The following is a 20364-nucleotide window of genomic DNA, read 5'->3' as shown; positions in this document are numbered from 1 at the left end:
TATGATGAGTCTATGAAGGAAAAGTTTCCAAAAAAACCATCAACAAATGAAGCAGAAGATGAAATGAAATATTGTAAAAAATTATTAAAAACCATTGAAGAACAATCATCACTCACTAAAATTCCATCTATAAAAGAACGGATAAATGTCCTAAAGGAAGTAATAGAGGATTACCATGAACAACAATTATATTCAGAAGACCCGGATGCATGTACAGGTCACAAATCAGTAGACTACTCTTTTCATGGATACAAAACACATATCGCCATGTCAGATGAGCGTATAATAACAGCTGCCTTGATTACCTCTGGTGAGAAAGGTGATGGCCAATACCTGGAAGAACTCGTAGAGAATAGTGTAGACAATGGTATGGAAATAGATACAGTCGTAGGAGATACAGCCTATTCTGGAACAGATAATCTGAATTATGCGAAGGATAATTTTAATCTTATATCAAAATTACACCCAATTATTACAAATGGCACAAGAAAGAAAGAGGATGAATTTAGTTTTAATAAGGATGCTGGTTTATTTGTATGCCCTGCAGGGCATTTGGCAAAAAGGAAAAGTATAAAGAAGAAAAAAGACCGTAATGATCAAATGAGATACCACTTTGATGTGAATATATGCAAGACATGCCCATTAAGAGATGGTTGTTATAAAGAAGGAGCAAAATCTAAAACATATTGTGTAACAATTAAGTCAACTGAACACACAGAACACGAAGCTTTTCAAAACACAGATGAGTTTAAAGAACTCGCAAAAAATCGTTATAAAATTGAAGCAAAAAACAGCGAACTCAAAAACCGGCACGGTTTTAAGCAAGCCAAAAGCTCAGGTTTATTTGGTATGCAAATTCAAGGGGCAACTACTATATTTGCAGTTAATATGAAGCGAATTATAAAGTTGATGAATGAAAAAGAAGGTAAAAAAGGGTAAAAATTGAGTACTTTTAATCTGTATTTTTAGATAAAAGTACTCGAATTTTTATTTCTTCGTTTTTTTATGACTTAATAAACGTATATAATTTTTTTACAGTAAGTTCTTCAGTGCCCTCGCGTTAGCACGAGGAGGCTCACCAGCCGTCCGCAGAAAGCGAAGTGTATTTCTGAAGCGGCAGAGATTACACTACATTTACATTTCATAAAAAATCTAAATCTTGAATTATAAAGTTCGGATTTTACTTTAAAAACACTTTTGTCTCAGCCTACGAACACCTGCATACTACACTGCATATAGAATTGTCGGACTCATTTTTTTATTATCACTTGGTTTTTCAGTGTCCTCCTCCGCAGCAAAGAAGATACTGTGAAAGTGACCGAAGGAGCCTTGAACAGTTGTCGCACTTGTGCTGGAAGGCATAATTAACTCCATTTCCAAGTTTTACTAATAAGCAAACCAAATCCGAATAAATTTCTTTTGTTCAGATTTGGCCCATCAAAAATAATTTTGTCTCAACCTTACTATTATTGGTTTCTTATCTTATCTTTTAAGTCCTCTATGAAATTTCCGTCTTTGATCATGTCAATTTCGAATTTATATGGAGGCTTTTTGTTTTTCTTATCTTCTCCCACAGGAACATATGGAGTTTCTAGAATCTTAGGAAGCTTCTCTAGTTGTTTATGATGAACAACATAGTGAAGAGCATCAAATCCAATATGTCCAAATCCGATATTTTCATGACGGTCTTTATGTGCTCCACGTTCATTTTTACTATCATTTACATGGACAACCTTAATTCTGTCCACTCCAATAATTTTATCAAATTCGTTTAGTACTCCATCAAAATCATTAACAATATCATAACCAGCATCGTGAATGTGACAAGTGTCCAAACAAACAGACAGTTTCTCATTATGGGTTACACCATCGATAATTTTAGCTATTTCATCAAAAGTACGGCCGATTTCAGAACCTTTCCCTGCCATCGTTTCTAAAGCAATTTGTACATCTTTTTCTTTCTCTAAAACTTCATTTAACCCTTCAACAATCTTTTTGATTCCTTCATCTGGTCCAGCACCTACATGGGCACCAGGATGTAAAACGATTTGTTTTGCTCCTAATGCTTCCGTACGTTCAATCTCACTTCGTAAAAAATCTACCCCAAGTTGAAATGTAGCTGGTTTTGTAGTGTTTCCGATATTGATAATGTATGGTGCATGAACAACAATATCGTTAATTCCATTTGCTGCCATATGTTCTAATCCATTTTCAATATTTAACTCTTCTATCGGTTTTCTACGGGTATTTTGAGGAGCACCTGTATAAATCATAAATGTATTTGCTCCGTAAGACACAGCTTCTTCACTTGAACCTAATAACATTTTCTTTCCACTCATTGATACGTGTGAGCCAATATTAACCATTGTTTCCTCTCCCTATTACTTTATTTCTTTTTATATTTATTTTTCTTCGTTAATTGTTTTTTAATGGATGCTTGTTGTTTTTTCATTTTCTTTTTATACCCTGGTTTGACCTGTTTAGGTTTACGGACTTTTTTCCACGCTTCTTGCTCAACATCTGTTGTTACCTTTGTTCGTAGCGTACGTTTATTCCACGCTTTTGCTTCTTGCCATTCGCCATTCTTTACTTCAGCAAAAACAAATGTTAGCCCTTTTTGCTCTAGCTTCTCAATTAATTTAATATCTTCATCATCGTATAAACTAATGGCTGTTCCTTCCATTCCAGCTCTCGCCGTACGCCCCACCCTATGGATATAAAACTCTTCTTCCTTAGGTAATTGAGCATTGATTACATGGCTAACACCTTTAATGTCAATTCCTCTGGCTGCTAAATCTGTAGCCACAATATATTGATAACGAAGGTTTTGGATATCTTTTAATACCCTTTTTCGTTCTCTTGGTGGAAGGCCACCATGTATAACCCCTATTTTTAACCCCTTTTGTTGTAATTCTTCTGCTAGTTCATCAGCTTTTGCTTTTCCATTTGTAAAAATAATTGCAAGATAGGGTTGTATGGATTTTGATATATCTGCAATAATAGTCGCATCACTGCGATGTTTTCTAGCAATTAAACGGTGCTCCATAGTTTCAGGAGATAGTTCTTGTCCCAACTTCACATGTAAAGGATTCTCTAAATATTTTTTCAGAAAATGTTCTAAACGCTGGGGAATTGTTGCAGAAAAAACAAGTAATTGAACATCTTGTTTTACACGTACTAATAGCTGGTCCACTTCATTGATAAAGCCTAAATCAAGCATCGTATCTGCTTCATCAATAACAAAATGGTTTGCTGTATATAATGAAATGGCATCATTATTCACTAAGTCCAATATCCTACCAGGGGTACCGACTACGATTTGCGGAGGTTCTTTTAATTTGTCTATAATTTTATGCTTGTCCGTACCCCCAACAAGTAACTTAGCTTTCCACTCTTGCTCCTTATCAGCAAACTGAATCATTTTACGAACTTCATCATAAATTTGCATCGCTAATTCCCTAGTCGGAGCAGTGATTACACACTGTACTTCTTTTTTAGAGGAATCAATATTATTAATCATTGGTAATAGATATGCATGCGTTTTTCCGGAACCTGTGTGAGATTGACCAATCACACTATCCCCCTTCATTATCGCGGGAATAATTTTTGATTGAATCTCGGTCGGTTCTCTAAAACTTAATTTTTCAATTACATCGTACATTACTGGACGGAAAGAAAAATTTTCAAATGTATTTTTTTCCATAGTTGAACTCCTTTAAACAATGAATATTATTAGTATCCTTTGTATTCATTGTAAATATTAAACAAATGTAAAAGGATCTGTATTAGATTCAGAAATTACAATATCTATGTTATGATTCACAAATTTCTGTTCTAAGTATTTTTTCGTTCCTTTTTTCATTATTTTTTCCTTATAATGGCCTGCATCAATTACAGGTAATCCTATTTCCATAGCATTTTGAGCCAGGTGAAATGTCATATCCCCAGTAATGTAGACGTCAGCACCTTTCCTTTTTGCAACATGGATATATTTTTCTCCACTACCACCTAAAACAGCAACCTTACGAACTTTCTTTGATAAATCGCCTGTAACACGTAAATTAGGCATCTGCAATGCTTCTTTTACAAAGGTACAAAAGTCTTCTAAACTTACAGGTTCATTTAATGTCCCTATTCGACCAATACCGAATTTCTTCCCTTGATTTTGTAAAGGAAAGATATCATATGCTACTTCTTCATACGGATGAGCTGAAACCATACTTGCTATTACCTTTTGCAATATGGATTCTTGAACAATAGTTTCAACCTTTACTTCTTCCACTTTCTCAAGCTCATTAGTCGTTCCTATAAAAGGGTTAGTACCATCTAATGGTTTAAAAGTTCCTGTACCTTTAGTCTGGAATGTACAATGGCTATAATCACCAATGTGTCCAGCTCCATTTTCACTTAGTGCATTCAAAACTTCATTCAAATGTGAAGTTGGAACATAAACAACTACTTTATAAAGCTTTTCTTCATAGGTGTCAACGAGCACTTGATTGTTACGTAGTTCTAGGGCGTCACATAATAAATCATTTACGCCGCCTTCAGCAGCATCTAAATTCGTATGTGAGGCATACACAGTGATGTTGTGCTCCATTAACTTCCGAATCATTCTTCCTTGTGCTTTATCTACATTTAATTGTTTTAATGGCTTGAATAACATCGGATGGTGCGCGATAATAAGATCAACATTTTTTTCTATCGCTTCATCGACTACAGGCTCTAATACATCTAACGTTACCATTACTTTTTTTACAGGATGATTAAAGGAACCAACCTGCAAGCCAACATTATCCCAATCATACGCAAGGTTTTTTGGTGCCCAATTTTCCATTACTTTAAAAATATCAGCATTCGTTAATTTATTCTTCATCAGCCAATACCTCCTCAATCCACTTTAGTTCTTTGTTAAAATGGTTAAGTTTTTCCTGTTGGTCTGATTTTGCCGTTTTCAACTGATTGATTACTCTTGATCGTTTTTCTCTTTCTGACTTCCATTTCAAGAAAAATTCTTCTGTTTTATGTTGTAATAGGATTGGCCCGAATAATAATTCTTTTTCAGACAGCTGTTTAGGCTGTTCCACTAGACGACCAACAATAATCTCGTAAATATGGCCATTCTCTTCTAGTATTGTTTCCTCCACAATCTCATAATGATTTGCCATAAACCATTTGCGAACGCTAGATTCATCTACATTAGGTTGTGCGATTATCGTTTCGACACATTCAAGTTTCTCTTTGCCATCTTCAAGAATGGATCGGATAAGCGCTCCACCCATACCAGCAATTACAACTTGATCCACTTCATCCTTCTTAATAACTTGTAGACCGTCCCCTAAACGCACCTCTACTTTATCTTCTAATCCAAACTGTTTTACAGTTTCGTTAGCACTATTAAATGGACCTTCGTTTACCTCACCAGCAATCGCACTTGCTTTTACATCCTTCAAACAAACATAACAAGGTAAGTACGCATGGTCAGAACCAATATCAGCAAAGTTTGCACCTTGAGGCAAAAAGGATGCAACAGTTTGTAATCGCTCGGATAGATTTATTGAGTTTAACATCATAAACCTCCATTTATAGGTAAAAGAAAAGCTTTCTGTTTTTCGCAGAAAGCTATTCCTTCGTACTTATTTAAATAGTATTATTGCTTTTCTCCTAGCCACTCAGATAATGCATCTACTTCTTCTTGAGATAGATGGCTTTGTGCAGGCATTCCACCTTGACCATTCTGAATGATACTAGCAATTTCGTCCACAGATAACTTTGCACCAATTGTAGTTAGGTCTGGATTACTACCACCTGATAGATCAGCACCATGGCACATTGCACAGTTATTCTCGTAAATTACTTCTGGGCTAGCCACTTCACCTTCTTGAGTTTCTCCGCCCTGCTCGTCTTGATTTGCAAGATCTTTACGTTGGTCAACACCAACTAAAGAAATCACAATTACTGCTATGATCCCTACAATCGCTATAATAGCATATGGGATGACTGCATTTTTACGCATTGTATTTCCTCCTTATGTATCCCCATAAACTTGGTTGCTCTACAAAGCTATATCTATTTTACTCGAAAACGAGATTAGTTTAAAGGAAAAAGATGTGAAATTTTATAGAACAATGTAATTATTATTCCTGCAATACCTAAAATTGTAATATATTTAACCTTCAACTTTATTCCAAACAGTGACCATAAGCCAAAATTAACTAGAAAAATAGCCACAACTAGCCATTCATTGAATGTGAAAACTTTAGTAATAAATAAAGAAAAGAATAGAAATAACAAAAGCAATACGTTTAAAGATAGATATATGAAAGAACTCTTCTTTTTTCTATGGTAGAAAAAAACCCATAAAGCATAGCTAATGAAAAACAATAAAATACTGAGTTGCAAAATCATCTTAAATTGAGTAAAATAAATAACAAGTAATGAAAACGGTACCATGAGCAACAGGAGAAATACTTGAATAACAAGAAGTATTTTCGATTTCATACCTTGCTTTTCAAGTACCTCTTCCTCTTCATAATCTCCTTTTGTATACAATGCTAGGAGATAATCACAGTAGTTTTGTGGAAGCATCTTATGTTGTTTCCAATACTTGATCTCATTAATTATGATAGTCGAACGCTCATCTGCCATAAATTCACCCCGATAGAGATCAATCTAGGAAATCTTTTAGACGTTTACTTCTACTTGGGTGTCTTAATTTACGCAATGCCTTTGCTTCAATCTGACGGATTCTTTCTCTAGTAACACCAAATACTTTTCCTACTTCTTCTAACGTTCTAGTTCTACCATCATCTAGCCCGAAGCGTAAACGAAGTACATTTTCTTCACGATCGGTTAGTGTATCAAGAACATCTTCTAATTGTTCTTTTAGTAATTCGTATGCAGCATGATCAGATGGTGAAACTGCTTCATGGTCTTCAATGAAATCACCTAAGTGTGAATCATCTTCCTCACCAATCGGTGTTTCTAAAGAAACCGGTTCTTGTGCAATCTTCAGGATTTCACGCACTTTTTCAGGAGTCAGTTCCATTTCTTCACCAATTTCTTCAGGTGTTGGTTCTCTCCCTAAGTCCTGAAGTAGCTGTCTTTGTACTCTAATTAGTTTATTGATTGTTTCAACCATGTGCACAGGAATACGTATTGTACGTGCTTGGTCCGCAATTGCACGAGTAATGGCTTGACGAATCCACCATGTAGCATACGTACTAAACTTAAATCCTTTGCGATAATCGAATTTCTCAACTGCTTTAATTAGACCCATATTACCTTCCTGGATTAAATCAAGAAACAACATTCCACGTCCAACATATCTTTTAGCAATACTTACAACAAGACGTAAATTCGCTTCTGCTAGTCTTCTTTTTGCTTCTTCTTCACCTTGTTCAATTCTTGTCGCTAATTCAATTTCTTCAGCTGCAGATAATAAATCTACTCGACCAATTTCTTTCAGATACATTCGAACGGGGTCATTGATTTTAATACCCAATGGTACACTTAGGTCATTTAGATCAAATTCCTCTTCTTTAGCGATTTCTTTCATGTTCGGGTCATCATCTGATTCTCCAATCACATCCACGCCTTGTTCTGCCAATAATTCGTAAAATTCATCCATTTGGTCAGGTTCAATGACAAAATTAGATAAACGATCAGCAATTTCTTCGTATGCTAATACACCACGTTTTTTACCTATTTCTACTAACTGTTCTTTGGCTTGTTCAAGTGTTAACTCAGGCTCATTTTCTTTTGTTTGTGAAGGTTTATTTTCAGCCATGAGTCCCCCTCCTTCTACTACTAATTACTTTTCTTAACCATTTGGAAACTTAACTTTTTTCTGCAACTCAACTATCTGCATTGCTATTTGTGCTGCTTTTAATGGATCATTTTGCTGCTCTGCTAATCGTTGTTCATGTTTCAACTGTTTTATGCTAGCTTTTTCACCAGTTTCTGTTGTTATCATCTTTAAGTAATCATTAATTTCTTTATCACTAACTTCACTATTTAAAGGAAGCATTGCAATCTCAGTAACGAGCTGTTTATATTTTGGATCTGTTAGTTTTTCTACAAACAAACTGATATCTGGAGGATTACCCTCCTCATAATAAGCATATAAATGTGTTGCTATCACCTGGTGCTCTTCTAAATTGAAACCAATCCCCAATTTTTCCTGCACCCTATCAGTTATCGTCCTATCTTGTAACATATATGCAAGCAATTGCTTTTCAGCATTATAAAAAGCCGGATGTAATTTTCGCTTTTGGTAATAATTATTTACCTTACTAGTATATCTTTCTTTTTCTCGGTTATCCTTTTGACTTCCGGTCTGGCCTATTTCTTGTCGATACTTACTAATTTCATTAAGTAATGTTTCCATTGTTAAATTATATTCAGTACTTAATTCTTTAAGATATAATTCTCGTTCAACGGAGCTATCGATCGTCGCAAGTTTTCTTAATACCTTTTCAATATATTGAATTCGGTCGCCTTCTATACTAAGATTAAAATCTTTTTTTACATATCTCATATAGAAGGTTATGAATGTATCACTGGCCTCGATAACCTCATTCCGAAAAGCATCTGCCCCTTTTTCTTGTATAAAACTATCAGGGTCATTTCCATTTTGTAGGTTAGCAATTTTTACACTACATCCTGCATCCTGTAAAATATTAGCTGCTTTGTATGTAGCTTCTATCCCAGCGCGATCTGCATCATAACAAATAATGACCGTATCAACATATCGTTTCAACAACTTTGCTTGAGACTCTGTTAGTGCTGTACCTAATGTGGCTACTACATTTTTAACATCCGCTTGATAGGCAGATATAACATCCATATATCCTTCAAAAAGGACAGCCTCGTTCGTTTTACGAATATGTCTTTTAGCTAGATCAAAATTGTAAAGTGTCCTACCTTTTTGAAACAATTCACTCTCTGAACTGTTTAAGTATTTAGGTTCTTGGTTATGAATGGTTCGCCCACCAAATGCAACCGTCTTCCCTAAATGATTTCGAATCGGAAAGATTACCCGACCTCGAAAACGGTCTGTTACAGTATTATCTTGTTGTAAAGAAAGTAATCCTGATTTAACAAGTATTTGTTGATGAAACCCTTTCTTCTCTAAGAACTTTGCTGTGAAATCCTTAACATTTGGAGCAAAACCTAGCTGAAAAGCATCAATTGTCTCATCGTCAATACCCCTATCTTTAAAATACTTGTACCCTTCCTTACCATCCTTTGTATATCTTAATAAATGATGGTAAAGTTTTGTCAACCATTCATAAGCTGAAAGAGATTGTTGGTTTTCTTGTGATAGAGAACTATTTTCGTTGCTGCTTATGGAGTTCTCAGGGAGATTAACACCACTTCTTTCTGCTAAGTAACGAATAGCTTCAAAAAAACTAAAACTCTCCATTTCCATTACAAAAGTGACAACATTGCCACCTTTCCCACAACCAAAACAATGAAAGATTTGTTTTTCTTGTGTAACTGAAAAAGATGGAGTTTTTTCACCATGGAATGGACATAGACCAAAATAGTTTCGGCCTTGTTTTTTAAGTTGAATATATTCACCAATGACATCGACAATATCATTTGATTTTCGTATGTCATCGATAATTTCTTCAGGGATCTGATTTGCCAATTTTACCACCATATTCCATAGCCATCTTTTTTAGCTTAGCGCTCACCACGCACTTTCACTTTATTAAGTTGTCTATAAATAATGCTCCTTAAATAGTATTCGCTGTTATTTAAAGAAATCCTTCATTTTTCGACAATATTTTTTATAAAGTCGAAAAAAATTTCCTTCTAGTATGTACATAATCTTAGAAGGAGATTAATATCACCGTTAGTATAGAGCATAGTTGATTCAAAAATAGGTAAATATATATATGACTAACCATATCATTTTGCCTATGTGTACTATTCTACATTAACCTCGAAGATTCCTTCTTATTTACGAATGTTTAACTTTTCTGAATACCATTCTAGGGTTATATCCTCAAAACGTATTTGTTTACTATTTTGACACAAATAATAATTATAATACATAATCATGAAAATTACTATACATTTTTGTGTTTTTTTATATTTTTTATTCATATATGCTTGAATTTTTTAGGATACACCTGAGATTTTGACTACAGAAGTCAAATAAAGAAGCTATTCCAAAGAAGTAAAATCTTTGAAATAGCTAATTTCTAATTGTTTTTTTCTTGTATATATCTCATAATGCTATTGGCTGTTTCTTCAACAGCTTTATTGGATACATCAATGACATGACAGCCTATTTTTTCAACAACCTTATTGAAATAATCCAATTCTTGATGGATTCTTTGAATATTAGCATAGGTTGCTTGGTCACCCAATCCAAGTGCTTTCAATCTCTCTTTACGAATGTCATTTAATTTTTCAGGACTAATTCGTAAACCAATACACCTTTTTGGATCGACTTCAAATAGTTCTTCAGGGGGTTCCACCTCAGGAACAATTGGTATATTAGCAACCTTTAATCGTTTATGTGCTAAATATTGAGAAAGTGGTGTTTTTGATGTACGTGAAACCCCTATCAAAATAATATCTGCTCTAGAAATACCTCTTGGATCACGTCCGTCATCATACTTTACTGCAAATTCAATTGCTTCTACTTTTTTAAAGTAATCTTCATCTAATTGATGAACTAATCCTGGTTCTAATCGAGGTTTTTTATCATAAACTCGTTCCATCGCTTTTAACATTGGTCCCATAATATCGATCGCTTCGATATTTTGTTCTTCCGCTTTCTCATTTAAATACTCTCTTAAATTAGGATCAACTAAAGTAAAACCAATAATTCCATTTTTCTCTTTTGCTAACTGTATTGAATCATCAATTGTTTCTTTATCTTCTACATATGGAATACGCTGAATCTTATACTCTCCATTATTGAATTGGCTTAATCCAGCTTTTATTACTAATTCTGCTGTCTCCCCGACAGAATCAGATAATACATAGACTAAAGGATCTTTTATCATCACAAAACTCCTCTCGCTATTTAAGCTTGTGAAACATTCAAACTTGGTCATCCATAACTAGTTCAACAAATACTTTAGTAATCGTTGTTTTTGTTATCCTACCAGTTACTTCTAACCCTTGAGTAGTATCTTTCACTACTGGTATACCATCGATTTGCTTATCTATTAACTGCTTTGCAACTTCGATTAACAAATCGCTTCTTCTACAGACCGTAATATTAGGCATTCGAGTCATAATAATATGTACTGGTATTGCAGCTAAGTCCTGTTTCCCTAAACTAGCTCTAAGCAAGTCTTTCCTTGATAAAACTCCAGTTAAACAGGAATGATGGTCAACTACAAATAACGTACCAACATCTTCTAAGAACATTGTTGAGATTGCATCATAAACAGATGTACTTTCCTCTACCACAATAGGTCTTGATTGATAATCTTGAACTTTATATTTTTTAATCGTTTCTGTTAACAATTCATTCCCTGTTTTTCCAGTGTAAAAATAACCTACCCTCGGCCTTGCATCCAAAAACCCAGCCATCGTTAATATGGCTAAATCTGGGCGTAATGTTGCTCGTGTAAGATTTAAACGTTCAGCTATCTGTTCACCAGTTATTGGGCCGTCCTCTTTAACGATTTCAATAATATGTTGTTGCCTTTTTGATAATTCCACTATTTCACCACCTGATAATTGCGACATACTAATTATAATAATTATAACTTATTATTTATGAAAAAGGGAAGCATGTCATACTAAATTAAATAACAAAATAATGGCATCTTAAAAATTGTTAGAGAATCATCATCAGAAGAGCGGCTAACTTTTTTCCTATTAGCCACTCCCTTCTATTATTTAAAACGTTTGCTTCCACTCAATTAGAGATAAATTAGCATAATTTTTAATTATACTATTGATTTGACTTACTAATCCTAGACGATTATTTTTTATCGTTTCATCTTTATCCATTACCATGTTATGTTCAAAGAATTGATGAATTGGTTCTGCAAGTTTAGCTAGTTGTTCAAGTGCCTCCATTGCTTTTCCATCATTGTTTTCTTTATTGAATGATGGTATAACCTTCTCCACCACTTCAAACAATTCTTTTTCTGAATCCGTTTGAAAATGTGCTGGATTAACGGACTGGTTGTCTGCCTTCTTCGCTAAATTCATAACGCGTACCAATGCTTCTTGAATTGGTTTAAATGCTGGATCTACTCTTTTATCTGATAGTACTTTTGCTTTTTGAACAGCATATGGGAATATACCAATTTCATTATCCAGTACCGCATCAATGATATCAACTTCAACGGAAGACTCTTTTAATAGAAATTCTGCTCGTTGCTTCATAAAGCTAATTACTTCTTCTAATAATTCTTCTTTACTAATTTCAACGATATTCGTTTCATGATGTACTTGAACCGCAATATCTATTAATGTATTTACAGAAATATTCCAACCACTTTCTTGTAATATACGTAAAATACCAACAGCTTGTCGACGTAATGCATAAGGATCCTGTGAACCAGTAGGTCGTAACCCCACGGAAATACATCCAACGATTGTATCCAATTTATCAGCTACACTAACTAGATAACCCTCTATCGTTTCAGGGAGGTTTCCTGCAGTGCTCTTTGGTAAATAATGCTCTTTTATTGCTTGTGCAACATTCTTATCTTCACCTTGTTTAAGCGCATATTTCTCACCCATGATACCTTGTAATTCAGTAAATTCATTTACCATATTTGTCATTAAATCAAATTTACTAATAGAAGTTGCTCTCTTGGCTTTTACGATAACCTCGTCATCAAATTTAAGAGAATGAGCTATGTTTTCTGTAATTTTTTCCATTCGTTGCACTTTATCACTGATTGTTCCTAGTTTCTCTTGGAACACGACTTTTTCCAATTTATTTAAGTAGAAGTCAATAGAATTGTTTTGGTCTTCCTCGTAGAAAAACGCTGCATCTGACAAACGAGCACGTAGCACTTTTTCATTTCCACGAATAACAGTTTCCAAACCTTTTTCATCGCCATTTCTTACACCAATGAAATATGGTAGTAACTCTTCGTCTTTGGAATGTACTGGAAAATAGCGCTGGTGCTCCTTCATGGAAGTAATTAGTACTTCTGAAGGCAAATCTAAATACGTTTTTTCATAAGATCCAATAAATACAGTTGGGTATTCCACGAGATTTCTTACTTCTTTTAATAAGTTCTCATCAATATTTACTGTATAATTATTTTCTTCGGCAACTTTATTAATTCCGTCGACGATTAATTGCTCCCTTTCGTTAGGGTTAGCAATTACGTAATGTTCTTTTAATTGGTTTTCATAGCTTTTTGGTTCACTAATGGTGAACTTTTCTCCAAGGAAGCGATGACCGAATGTAAAGTTGTCGGTTTTTACAGATGCTATCTCAAATGGAATTACTTCATTTCCATATAAAGCCACTAACCATCTTATTGGTCTTGCATACCTAAGGGTCTGCTCACCCCAACGCATGTTCTTTCCAAATTGAATAGATTCAATTATCGACTGAAAAGTTGGTAATAGCTCAAGGCTTGGTTTACCTTCAATATGCTTTTTAACGTAGATATAAGTAGTTCCATTCAATTCCTTTGTATAAATATCGTCTGGAGATTTCCCTTGTCCTTTTGTAAAACCGATTGCAGCTTTGGACCAATTCCCCTCATTGTCTTTAGCAATCTTCATTGCTGGACCTTTTATTTCTTCTTCAATAGTCGTTTGTGTTTCCGATAGTCCATTAATTACAATAGCAAGTCTTCTAGGGGTCGAATAGGATGCAATGGCTTCATATCCGATTCTTAACTCATCTAGCCAATCTTTTGTTTTAGCTACTAATTGATTTTCTGCATCATCAATAAAGCGTGCTGGTAATTCTTCTAATCCTATTTCGAAAAGTACATCTCTCACCATTATGCCTCCTCCTTATTCAACATAGGAAATCCTAATCGTTCTCTTTCTGCCACATAGGCTTTCGCAATACTTCTTGCAAGGTTACGTATTCTTGAAATATAACCTGTTCTTTCCGTTACTGAAATGACTCCACGAGCATCTAATAAGTTAAAAGTATGGGAACATTTTAATACATAATCATAAGCGGGAAATACTAATCCCTTTTCCATCGTTACTTTTGCTTCCTCTTCATACATCGTAAAGAGTTGGAACAACATCTCCGTGTTGGATTCCTCAAACGTATATTTTGAATGCTCATATTCTGGTTGAAGGAAGATATCCTTTACGGTCATTCCATTATTCCATTCAAGATCGAAGACATTTTCTTTATCTTGAATATAGGAAGCTAAACGCTCAATTCCATAAGTTAATTCAACTGTTACAGGGTTTGCTTCTAGACCACCAATTTGTTGGAAATATGTAAATTGAGTAATTTCCATACCATCTAACCATACTTCCCAACCTAATCCAGCAGCGCCAAGGGTTGGGTTTTCCCAATTATCTTCAACAAAACGAATATCATGTTCTAACGGATCGATTCCTAATGTTTTTAACGATTCTAAGTACAGCTCTTGGATATTGTCCGGTGAAGGTTTCATAATTACCTGGAACTGGTGATGTTGATACAAACGGTTTGGGTTTTCTCCATAACGTCCATCATCTGGTCTTCTAGAAGGTTCCACGTATGCTACATTCCATGGCTCCGGTCCAAGGCTTCTTAACAATGTCATTGGTGACATTGTTCCTGCACCTTTTTCTACATCATACGCTTGCATAAGGATACAATTTTGCTTTGACCAATAATTTTGCAGAGTTAAAATCATTTCTTGAATATTCATTTCAGTACCTCCATTAATTATTTATCGGGTAACAATTAAATACTGCAATTAAAAAAGTCCGTCCCTATGTCTATATTTCTAGACATAGGGACGGACGAATCATCCGCGGTTCCACCCTATTTGCTCTTTTACAGAGCCACTTTATCGAATCCTGCTCCGGAGTGCCGTTCCTTAACGTTTATTATCCAGCTTACACCTACCTGGACTCGCTATTAATAATACGGATTAAGTACTCTTCTCCATCACTGCAGTTACTTATTAAACCTGTTAAAATGATACTCCATTTTAGTAGGAAATGTCAAATATGTAACTTATAACATCAAACGATTCATCTGTTCTAAAAACCTTTTTGTTTTTAAGTAGAATCCCCCGTACTGCTCATAGTATTCATCCATTAATTTGCGAATCATTTTTTGGTTTTCAGGCTTAACAGAAATATTTCCGACCTGCTCGAGTCCAACATTTGCAAATATATTAAGTAGTTTTGCTACGGCATCAGGAATTTTCATCGCATGATCATCTAGGTGTTTACACTTTTGACAAAGGAAGCCACCCTCATCAATCGAAAAATAATAAGGTAATTGTTTAGAACGACAATTTACACAGTGATGAACGGTTGGAGCAAATCCACCTTTTTTAAATAACTTCAGTTCATACATCATAATCGGGATGTCTACTTCATCATGTTCCTCTATCCATCTCATTGTATGTAGAAATTGATCAAAAATATAAAAATCCGGTTCCTTTTCTTCATGCAACTTTTCTGTTAGTTCCGATATGTATGCTGTATAAGCTGTCTTCACAATATCTTCTCGAATTGTTCGGAATGAATCGATGATATCCCCTTGTTGAATAGAGCTTAAACCAGAATTTATGTATACCAAAAATTCTCCAAAAATGAATGGCTGCGTCACTGCAGCCATTCTACTTTTTGTCTTTTTAGCACCTTTAGCAATTGCTGAGAATTTACCTATTTTATTACTATAAATAGTTACGATTTTATGTGTTTCACCATAATCTCTTGTTTTTATAATAATTCCTTGAATTTTTTCTAGCACACACTTCACCTTTTTCCGTCTTGTATGCTACATATTTGTTTCAATCGGATGATCGTTTGTACTTCCGTTTTGATTGTTCTCCATAATGTCGGATTCCTTTTCTAACTCTTTCATAAGTAAATAGGTTTCAATATTTCCTGTTTGACTAAATACCTTCCATGTAAAGTCGATCACAAGAAAACACACCTTTCTTTTTACTTTCAGCAAGTAATTGCATACATTCTTGCTGTCATACATTTGAAGAGAATCTCTCTATCAAATGTCTTGTAATATTAGAATGACCATCCTAGCAAAAACAATTAGTTAAAAAATTTTCCAAGACTAATACTCATCTTTACTAAAACCAAATTCATGTAGCTGTGACTGCTTGTTTCTCCAATCTTTCTGTACTTTTACCCAAAGTTCTAAAAACACCTTTGTTCCTAATAAAGTTTCTATATCTTTTCGGGCATTTTTTCCTATATTTTTCAACATGGAACCTTGTTTACCAATTAAGATCCCTTTTTGAGATTTACGTTCTGTTATGACAGTTGCTTGAATAAATATTGCATTTGAATCCCGTTTCTCAATATTTTCAATAACAACTGCAATTGAGTGTGGTATTTCCTCTCTAGTTAGCTGTAGTACTTTTTCTCTTATAAGCTCGCTCATAATAAATCGTTCAGGGTGATCAGTGACTTGGTCAGCCCGATAATATTGCGGACCTTCTGGTAGATGCGTTTTCAATACTTCCAACAAATGATTAACATTATTACCTTGTAAAGCAGAGATAGGGATTATTTCCTCAAAATCATATAAATCTTTATATTTTTCTATTAAAGGGAATAAGTCATCCGGATGAATTAAATCAATTTTATTGATTACTAAAAACACTGGACTCTTGACCCTTTGTAAGCGATTAATTATAAATTGGTCACCCTTACCATAACCCTCATCTGCATTAATCATAAACAAAACAGCATCTACTTCATTTAACGTATTTTCAGCAATTTTAACCATAAAATCACCGAGTCGGTGTTTAGGTTTATGAATTCCTGGTGTGTCGATAAAAATATACTGTGCGTCTTTATGTGTTAGGACACCTTGTATCTTGTTTCTTGTTGTCTGTGGTTTATCGCTCATAATCGCAATTTTTTGTCCAATTACGTGGTTCATAAAAGTAGATTTTCCCACATTAGGTCTACCGATAATAGCGATGAAACCCGATTTGTGATTCATTTCCATGTTGTATCCTCCGATAATTAAAAACTTTATTATATAATACTACAAATTCTAGCGTCTTTCATATATTCGACAAAACATTTGAAAAGGATGTTTAAATCGAATAAAAATGACAACCAAAAGAAGGCTTACAATTTCTACCATTCAATCTCCCTCTTTACCTTAGTATAAAACAAAAACAGAAGAAGACAAAATAATACTTAAAAAATCCGAACTATGCTTCAAATTATTCAACATAATCTGAAATAGTTCGGATCATTTTTATAAAAAGAGCTTGTACAGTTTTGGCAAGAAAATAAGTAGGCCAACTATGGCTGAACAGAGTGCCGATATCAGAACAGCACCAGCTGATAGATCTTTTATTATTTTGGCTTTTGGATGTATATCTGGCTTTAAATAATCTAGCAGTTTTTCAATAGCTGTGTTTAATAATTCCGTGACTATGACAAATCCAATGCAAAAAACGATGATAATCCATTCGATAACACTGAGTTGAAAAAATATCCCCGCCAAAATAACGATGAAAGCTGAAAGGATATGGGAACGAAAATTACGCTCTGACTTCCAAGCCTCTATAATCCCATTCCATGCATAGGTAAAACCAATGGAACGTTTTTTAGCGTTCAAGTTGGAATTCCCCTAGTATTTGTTCTTGTCTAGCGAACATTTTTTTCTCGTCTTCTTCATTCATATGATCATATCCCAATAAATGAAGGAAACCATGTACAGCCAAAAAGCCTAATTCTCTTTCGATTGAATGATTATATTCATCTGCTTGTTCTTTGGCCTTATCCACACTAATTACGATATCTCCTAATATCATTGGTATCATGTCGTCTTCTTCAGCAATCTCTAATTCTCCCTCAATAGATTCCTGCATTGCAAACGATATAACATCTGTCGGGCGATCAATTTGACGGTAATTACGATTCAGTTCTTGTATTTCTTTATTATCAACAAAATTAATTGATACTTCTGCTTCACTTGATACACCTTCTTTTTTTGCTGTAAAGTTTATCAAGCGATTTATTAAGTCAATATGTTCGGTTAATACAGATTTTGTATCGTCGTGAAAATCAATATGCATTATTTTGCCTCCTTCATAGGATATTGAATCCGTGAATGAAAAATCCCTTTTAATGTTTCACATATCGTTTCATGGATAACTTTTACTTCACTTATTGTAAGAGGACACTCATCTAGCTGACCATCCATCAAACGATCATTAACGATACTTGAAACAATCTCTTCTATCTTCTCTTCTGTTGGTTCTTTTAATGATCGAACAGCTGCTTCGACTGAATCACATATACAAATGATCGCCGCTTCTTTTGTTTGTGGTTTTGGACCAGGATAGCGATAATCCTCTTCTTTTACATTCGGATTCTTTTCTTTTTCTTTATAATAAAAATACTTTAATAAAGTTGTACCATGGTGTTGAGTTGCAATATCAATAATTTCTTTTGGCAATTTATGTTTCTTTAAAATCTTAGCCCCATCATAAGGGTGACTAATAATAATTTCTGCACTTTGCTTAGGAGATATTACATCATGTGGATTTTTTATCGATAATTGATTCTCGATAAAATAATGTGGTCGCTCTGTTTTTCCAATATCATGATAGTATGCCCCTACTCTAGCAAGTAAACCATTTGCCCCTATCGCTTCACAAGCCGTTTCACTTAAATTAGCCACCATAATGGAGTGATGATACGTACCAGGAGCTTCTGTTAAAATTTTCTTCAAAATTGGTTGATTTGGATTCGCTAAATGTAGTAATTTGATATCTGATAGGATTCCAAGCCCACTTTCGAAAAACGGTAAGAATCCAATGGTTAAAACTGCAGATAAAAATGCCGAAGCTAGCGCAAATCCTCCTAAAATAAAGAAATCACCTAAGGAATATTTCTCAAATGACAATAATAAAAATACTAGTAGTGTAATAATATTAATAATGGACATCCCAAAACCAGATTTAACAATTGTGAATCGATCTTTTACATTCATTAAAAAGATAATAGCAGCAAGTTGTGAGAAAAAGAAATATAAGCCTGCTTCAACATTTAATGATCCTGGTATTTGTCCATTAAAAATAATACTACCAACGATGGCATAAATACTAGCTAATACAATCGCAAGTCTCTCATTAATTAATAGCTTAACTAATAAAACACCTGTAGCTACAGGTACAACAAAATACAGTTGATTCGTCAGTGTCGTATACAAACTTACAACTTTCATTAAGATAACTACTAGTAAACTAATTAACACGATTGAGAAGATTTTACCTTTATCTAATTGGTCTTGTCTATCTAGGACATTCATTTCATAGGCAACAATACAAACTAATAATCCTACAAGTAAAATTAAACCTATAACAGGGAATTCATTATGTTCCTCATCTAACAAACCAACTAAACTTAATTTATCATAAATTTCATTTGTTATAATTTGACCTTCACGTACAATTACTTCCCCTGCATTAATGATAACTGGGTCAACATTATTAGCTGCTTCCTTTCTTGCCTCTTCGGTTTTGTCAGCATCAAAAAAGGAATTTTCAACAACTGCAAAGCCAGCTAGATCTTTTAATGCATGGATTAAATTCTCATCTAACGTAGTATATGTAAGGGTATCCTTCACATTAGAAATAGCACTATTTTTATTCTCCACTCGAACTCCTGATTCAAAGGTTTCGGTTAGAGCAGTTAGTAATATCTCTTTTCCTCTCGCTCGTTGCTCAGGGGAATTCTGAATAATCCTTAAAAATACACTATCAGATACCTTATCCGTAATTTCATTGGATAAGAGCTGCTTTAAACGATTTATTTTATCTTGGTTTGTTATAATTTTAGGGGTTTCATTAGCTTCTTCATCTTCCACTACATTTTCTTCTTCAACCTTATCGATTGCATCAAATATTTCTTCAATATAACCTATCTGTTCATTAGTCACTTCATTAGAGATTGAATATCGGTCATCGACAGCATTAATCGCTTCTCGAGATTTTCGGTCTGTCTCAATTTCATGTTCAATTGTGATTGGTGACCGAATCGTTTGTTTTGCATCTGAAAATTTTTCGATGTCAAAGGTTTCCATGAAAACATTACTAACAGTAACGATAAAAAATATCACACCTAAGATAAAAGCAGGTAAAATAATGGTAAGTGATTTCTTTCTAATTTTGAATAGAAAGTCTAATAATCTGTCAATCCTTTCTTTCATAATCTTTCCCCCTCATAGATATA

General features: G+C 34.2%; 20 protein-coding genes and 1 other annotated feature. Of the genes, 1 reads left to right on the top strand and 19 read right to left on the bottom strand.

The window, feature by feature from the left end:
* On the top strand, positions 1-939 hold a 939-nt coding region (locus tag BUB12_RS03235; RefSeq protein ID WP_234982549.1), incomplete at its 5' end, for a transposase.
* Between the two features lie 285 nt (positions 940-1224).
* Here BUB12_RS03235 and BUB12_RS17960 read toward each other — a convergent pair.
* From BUB12_RS17960 to BUB12_RS03145, 19 genes are all read right to left on the bottom strand, one after another.
* A complete protein-coding gene (locus tag BUB12_RS17960; protein ID WP_234982548.1) occupies positions 1225-1374 on the bottom strand; it encodes a hypothetical protein in 150 nt (49 codons plus the stop codon).
* Positions 1375-1466: 92 nt separating this feature from the next.
* Complete coding sequence (locus BUB12_RS03230; protein WP_072887951.1) at positions 1467-2366, bottom strand: deoxyribonuclease IV; 900 nt, start codon at positions 2364-2366, stop codon at positions 1467-1469.
* 20 nt (positions 2367-2386) lie between these two features.
* On the bottom strand, positions 2387-3703 hold the full coding sequence (locus BUB12_RS03225; protein WP_072887949.1) for a DEAD/DEAH box helicase: 1317 nt from the start codon (positions 3701-3703) through the stop codon (positions 2387-2389).
* Positions 3704-3760: 57 nt separating this feature from the next.
* Positions 3761-4876 (bottom strand): Nif3-like dinuclear metal center hexameric protein, encoded by a 1116-nt coding sequence (locus BUB12_RS03220; RefSeq protein WP_072887948.1) that lies wholly within the window; start codon positions 4874-4876, stop codon positions 3761-3763.
* Positions 4866-5570 carry a tRNA (adenine(22)-N(1))-methyltransferase gene (locus BUB12_RS03215; protein ID WP_072887946.1) on the bottom strand — a complete coding sequence of 235 codons (705 nt, stop codon included), beginning with the start codon at positions 5568-5570 and terminating at the stop codon, positions 4866-4868. The genes BUB12_RS03220 and BUB12_RS03215 overlap by 11 nt, the downstream gene beginning before the upstream one ends.
* A gap of 80 nt (positions 5571-5650) precedes the next feature.
* Positions 5651-6016 (bottom strand): cytochrome c550, encoded by a 366-nt coding sequence (cccA, locus tag BUB12_RS03210; RefSeq protein ID WP_072887944.1) that lies wholly within the window; start codon positions 6014-6016, stop codon positions 5651-5653.
* Positions 6017-6090: 74 nt separating this feature from the next.
* Positions 6091-6648: a hypothetical protein gene (locus BUB12_RS03205; protein WP_072887942.1), complete on the bottom strand. Its 558-nt coding sequence runs from the start codon at positions 6646-6648 to the stop codon at positions 6091-6093.
* Positions 6649-6667: 19 nt separating this feature from the next.
* Positions 6668-7789: an RNA polymerase sigma factor RpoD gene (gene rpoD / locus BUB12_RS03200; RefSeq protein WP_072887940.1), complete on the bottom strand. Its 1122-nt coding sequence runs from the start codon at positions 7787-7789 to the stop codon at positions 6668-6670.
* A gap of 33 nt (positions 7790-7822) precedes the next feature.
* A complete protein-coding gene (gene dnaG, locus BUB12_RS03195; protein ID WP_072887971.1) occupies positions 7823-9655 on the bottom strand; it encodes a DNA primase in 1833 nt (610 codons plus the stop codon).
* 559 nt (positions 9656-10214) lie between these two features.
* Positions 10215-11027 carry a pyruvate, water dikinase regulatory protein gene (locus BUB12_RS03190; RefSeq protein WP_072887938.1) on the bottom strand — a complete coding sequence of 271 codons (813 nt, stop codon included), beginning with the start codon at positions 11025-11027 and terminating at the stop codon, positions 10215-10217.
* A gap of 37 nt (positions 11028-11064) precedes the next feature.
* On the bottom strand, positions 11065-11721 hold the full coding sequence (locus BUB12_RS03185) for a transcriptional regulator CcpN (RefSeq protein WP_072887936.1): 657 nt from the start codon (positions 11719-11721) through the stop codon (positions 11065-11067).
* Between the two features lie 153 nt (positions 11722-11874).
* The gene (gene glyS, locus BUB12_RS03180) at positions 11875-13959 is read right to left on the bottom strand and encodes a glycine--tRNA ligase subunit beta (protein WP_072887934.1); all 2085 of its coding nucleotides are present in this window, start codon (positions 13957-13959) and stop codon (positions 11875-11877) included.
* Complete coding sequence (gene glyQ / locus BUB12_RS03175) at positions 13959-14837, bottom strand: glycine--tRNA ligase subunit alpha (protein WP_072887933.1); 879 nt, start codon at positions 14835-14837, stop codon at positions 13959-13961. The genes glyS and glyQ overlap by 1 nt, the downstream gene beginning before the upstream one ends.
* Positions 14838-14920: 83 nt before the next feature.
* Positions 14921-15092: a binding site (T-box leader), on the bottom strand.
* A gap of 56 nt (positions 15093-15148) precedes the next feature.
* Positions 15149-15895 carry a DNA repair protein RecO gene (gene recO, locus BUB12_RS03170; RefSeq protein WP_072887931.1) on the bottom strand — a complete coding sequence of 249 codons (747 nt, stop codon included), beginning with the start codon at positions 15893-15895 and terminating at the stop codon, positions 15149-15151.
* 27 nt (positions 15896-15922) lie between these two features.
* The gene (locus tag BUB12_RS03165) at positions 15923-16069 is read right to left on the bottom strand and encodes a YqzL family protein (RefSeq protein WP_072887929.1); all 147 of its coding nucleotides are present in this window, start codon (positions 16067-16069) and stop codon (positions 15923-15925) included.
* A gap of 147 nt (positions 16070-16216) precedes the next feature.
* Positions 16217-17119: a GTPase Era gene (era, locus tag BUB12_RS03160; RefSeq protein ID WP_072887927.1), complete on the bottom strand. Its 903-nt coding sequence runs from the start codon at positions 17117-17119 to the stop codon at positions 16217-16219.
* 258 nt (positions 17120-17377) lie between these two features.
* Positions 17378-17743 (bottom strand): diacylglycerol kinase family protein, encoded by a 366-nt coding sequence (locus BUB12_RS03155; protein WP_072887925.1) that lies wholly within the window; start codon positions 17741-17743, stop codon positions 17378-17380.
* Positions 17733-18203: an rRNA maturation RNase YbeY gene (ybeY, locus tag BUB12_RS03150; RefSeq protein WP_072887923.1), complete on the bottom strand. Its 471-nt coding sequence runs from the start codon at positions 18201-18203 to the stop codon at positions 17733-17735. Before ybeY ends, BUB12_RS03155 begins: the two co-directional genes overlap by 11 nt.
* Entirely contained in the window at positions 18203-20341 is a 2139-nt protein-coding gene (locus tag BUB12_RS03145) for an HD family phosphohydrolase (protein WP_072887921.1), read from the bottom strand. Before BUB12_RS03145 ends, ybeY begins: the two co-directional genes overlap by 1 nt.
* Positions 20342-20364 lie beyond the last annotated feature (23 nt).

This window comes from Ornithinibacillus halophilus, from assembly GCF_900129485.1.
Taxonomy (GTDB): Bacteria; Bacillota; Bacilli; order Bacillales; family Amphibacillaceae; genus Ornithinibacillus; species Ornithinibacillus halophilus.
The sequence above is the reverse complement of the archived record's forward strand: the minus strand, read 5'-3'. Positions and strand labels throughout refer to the sequence as shown.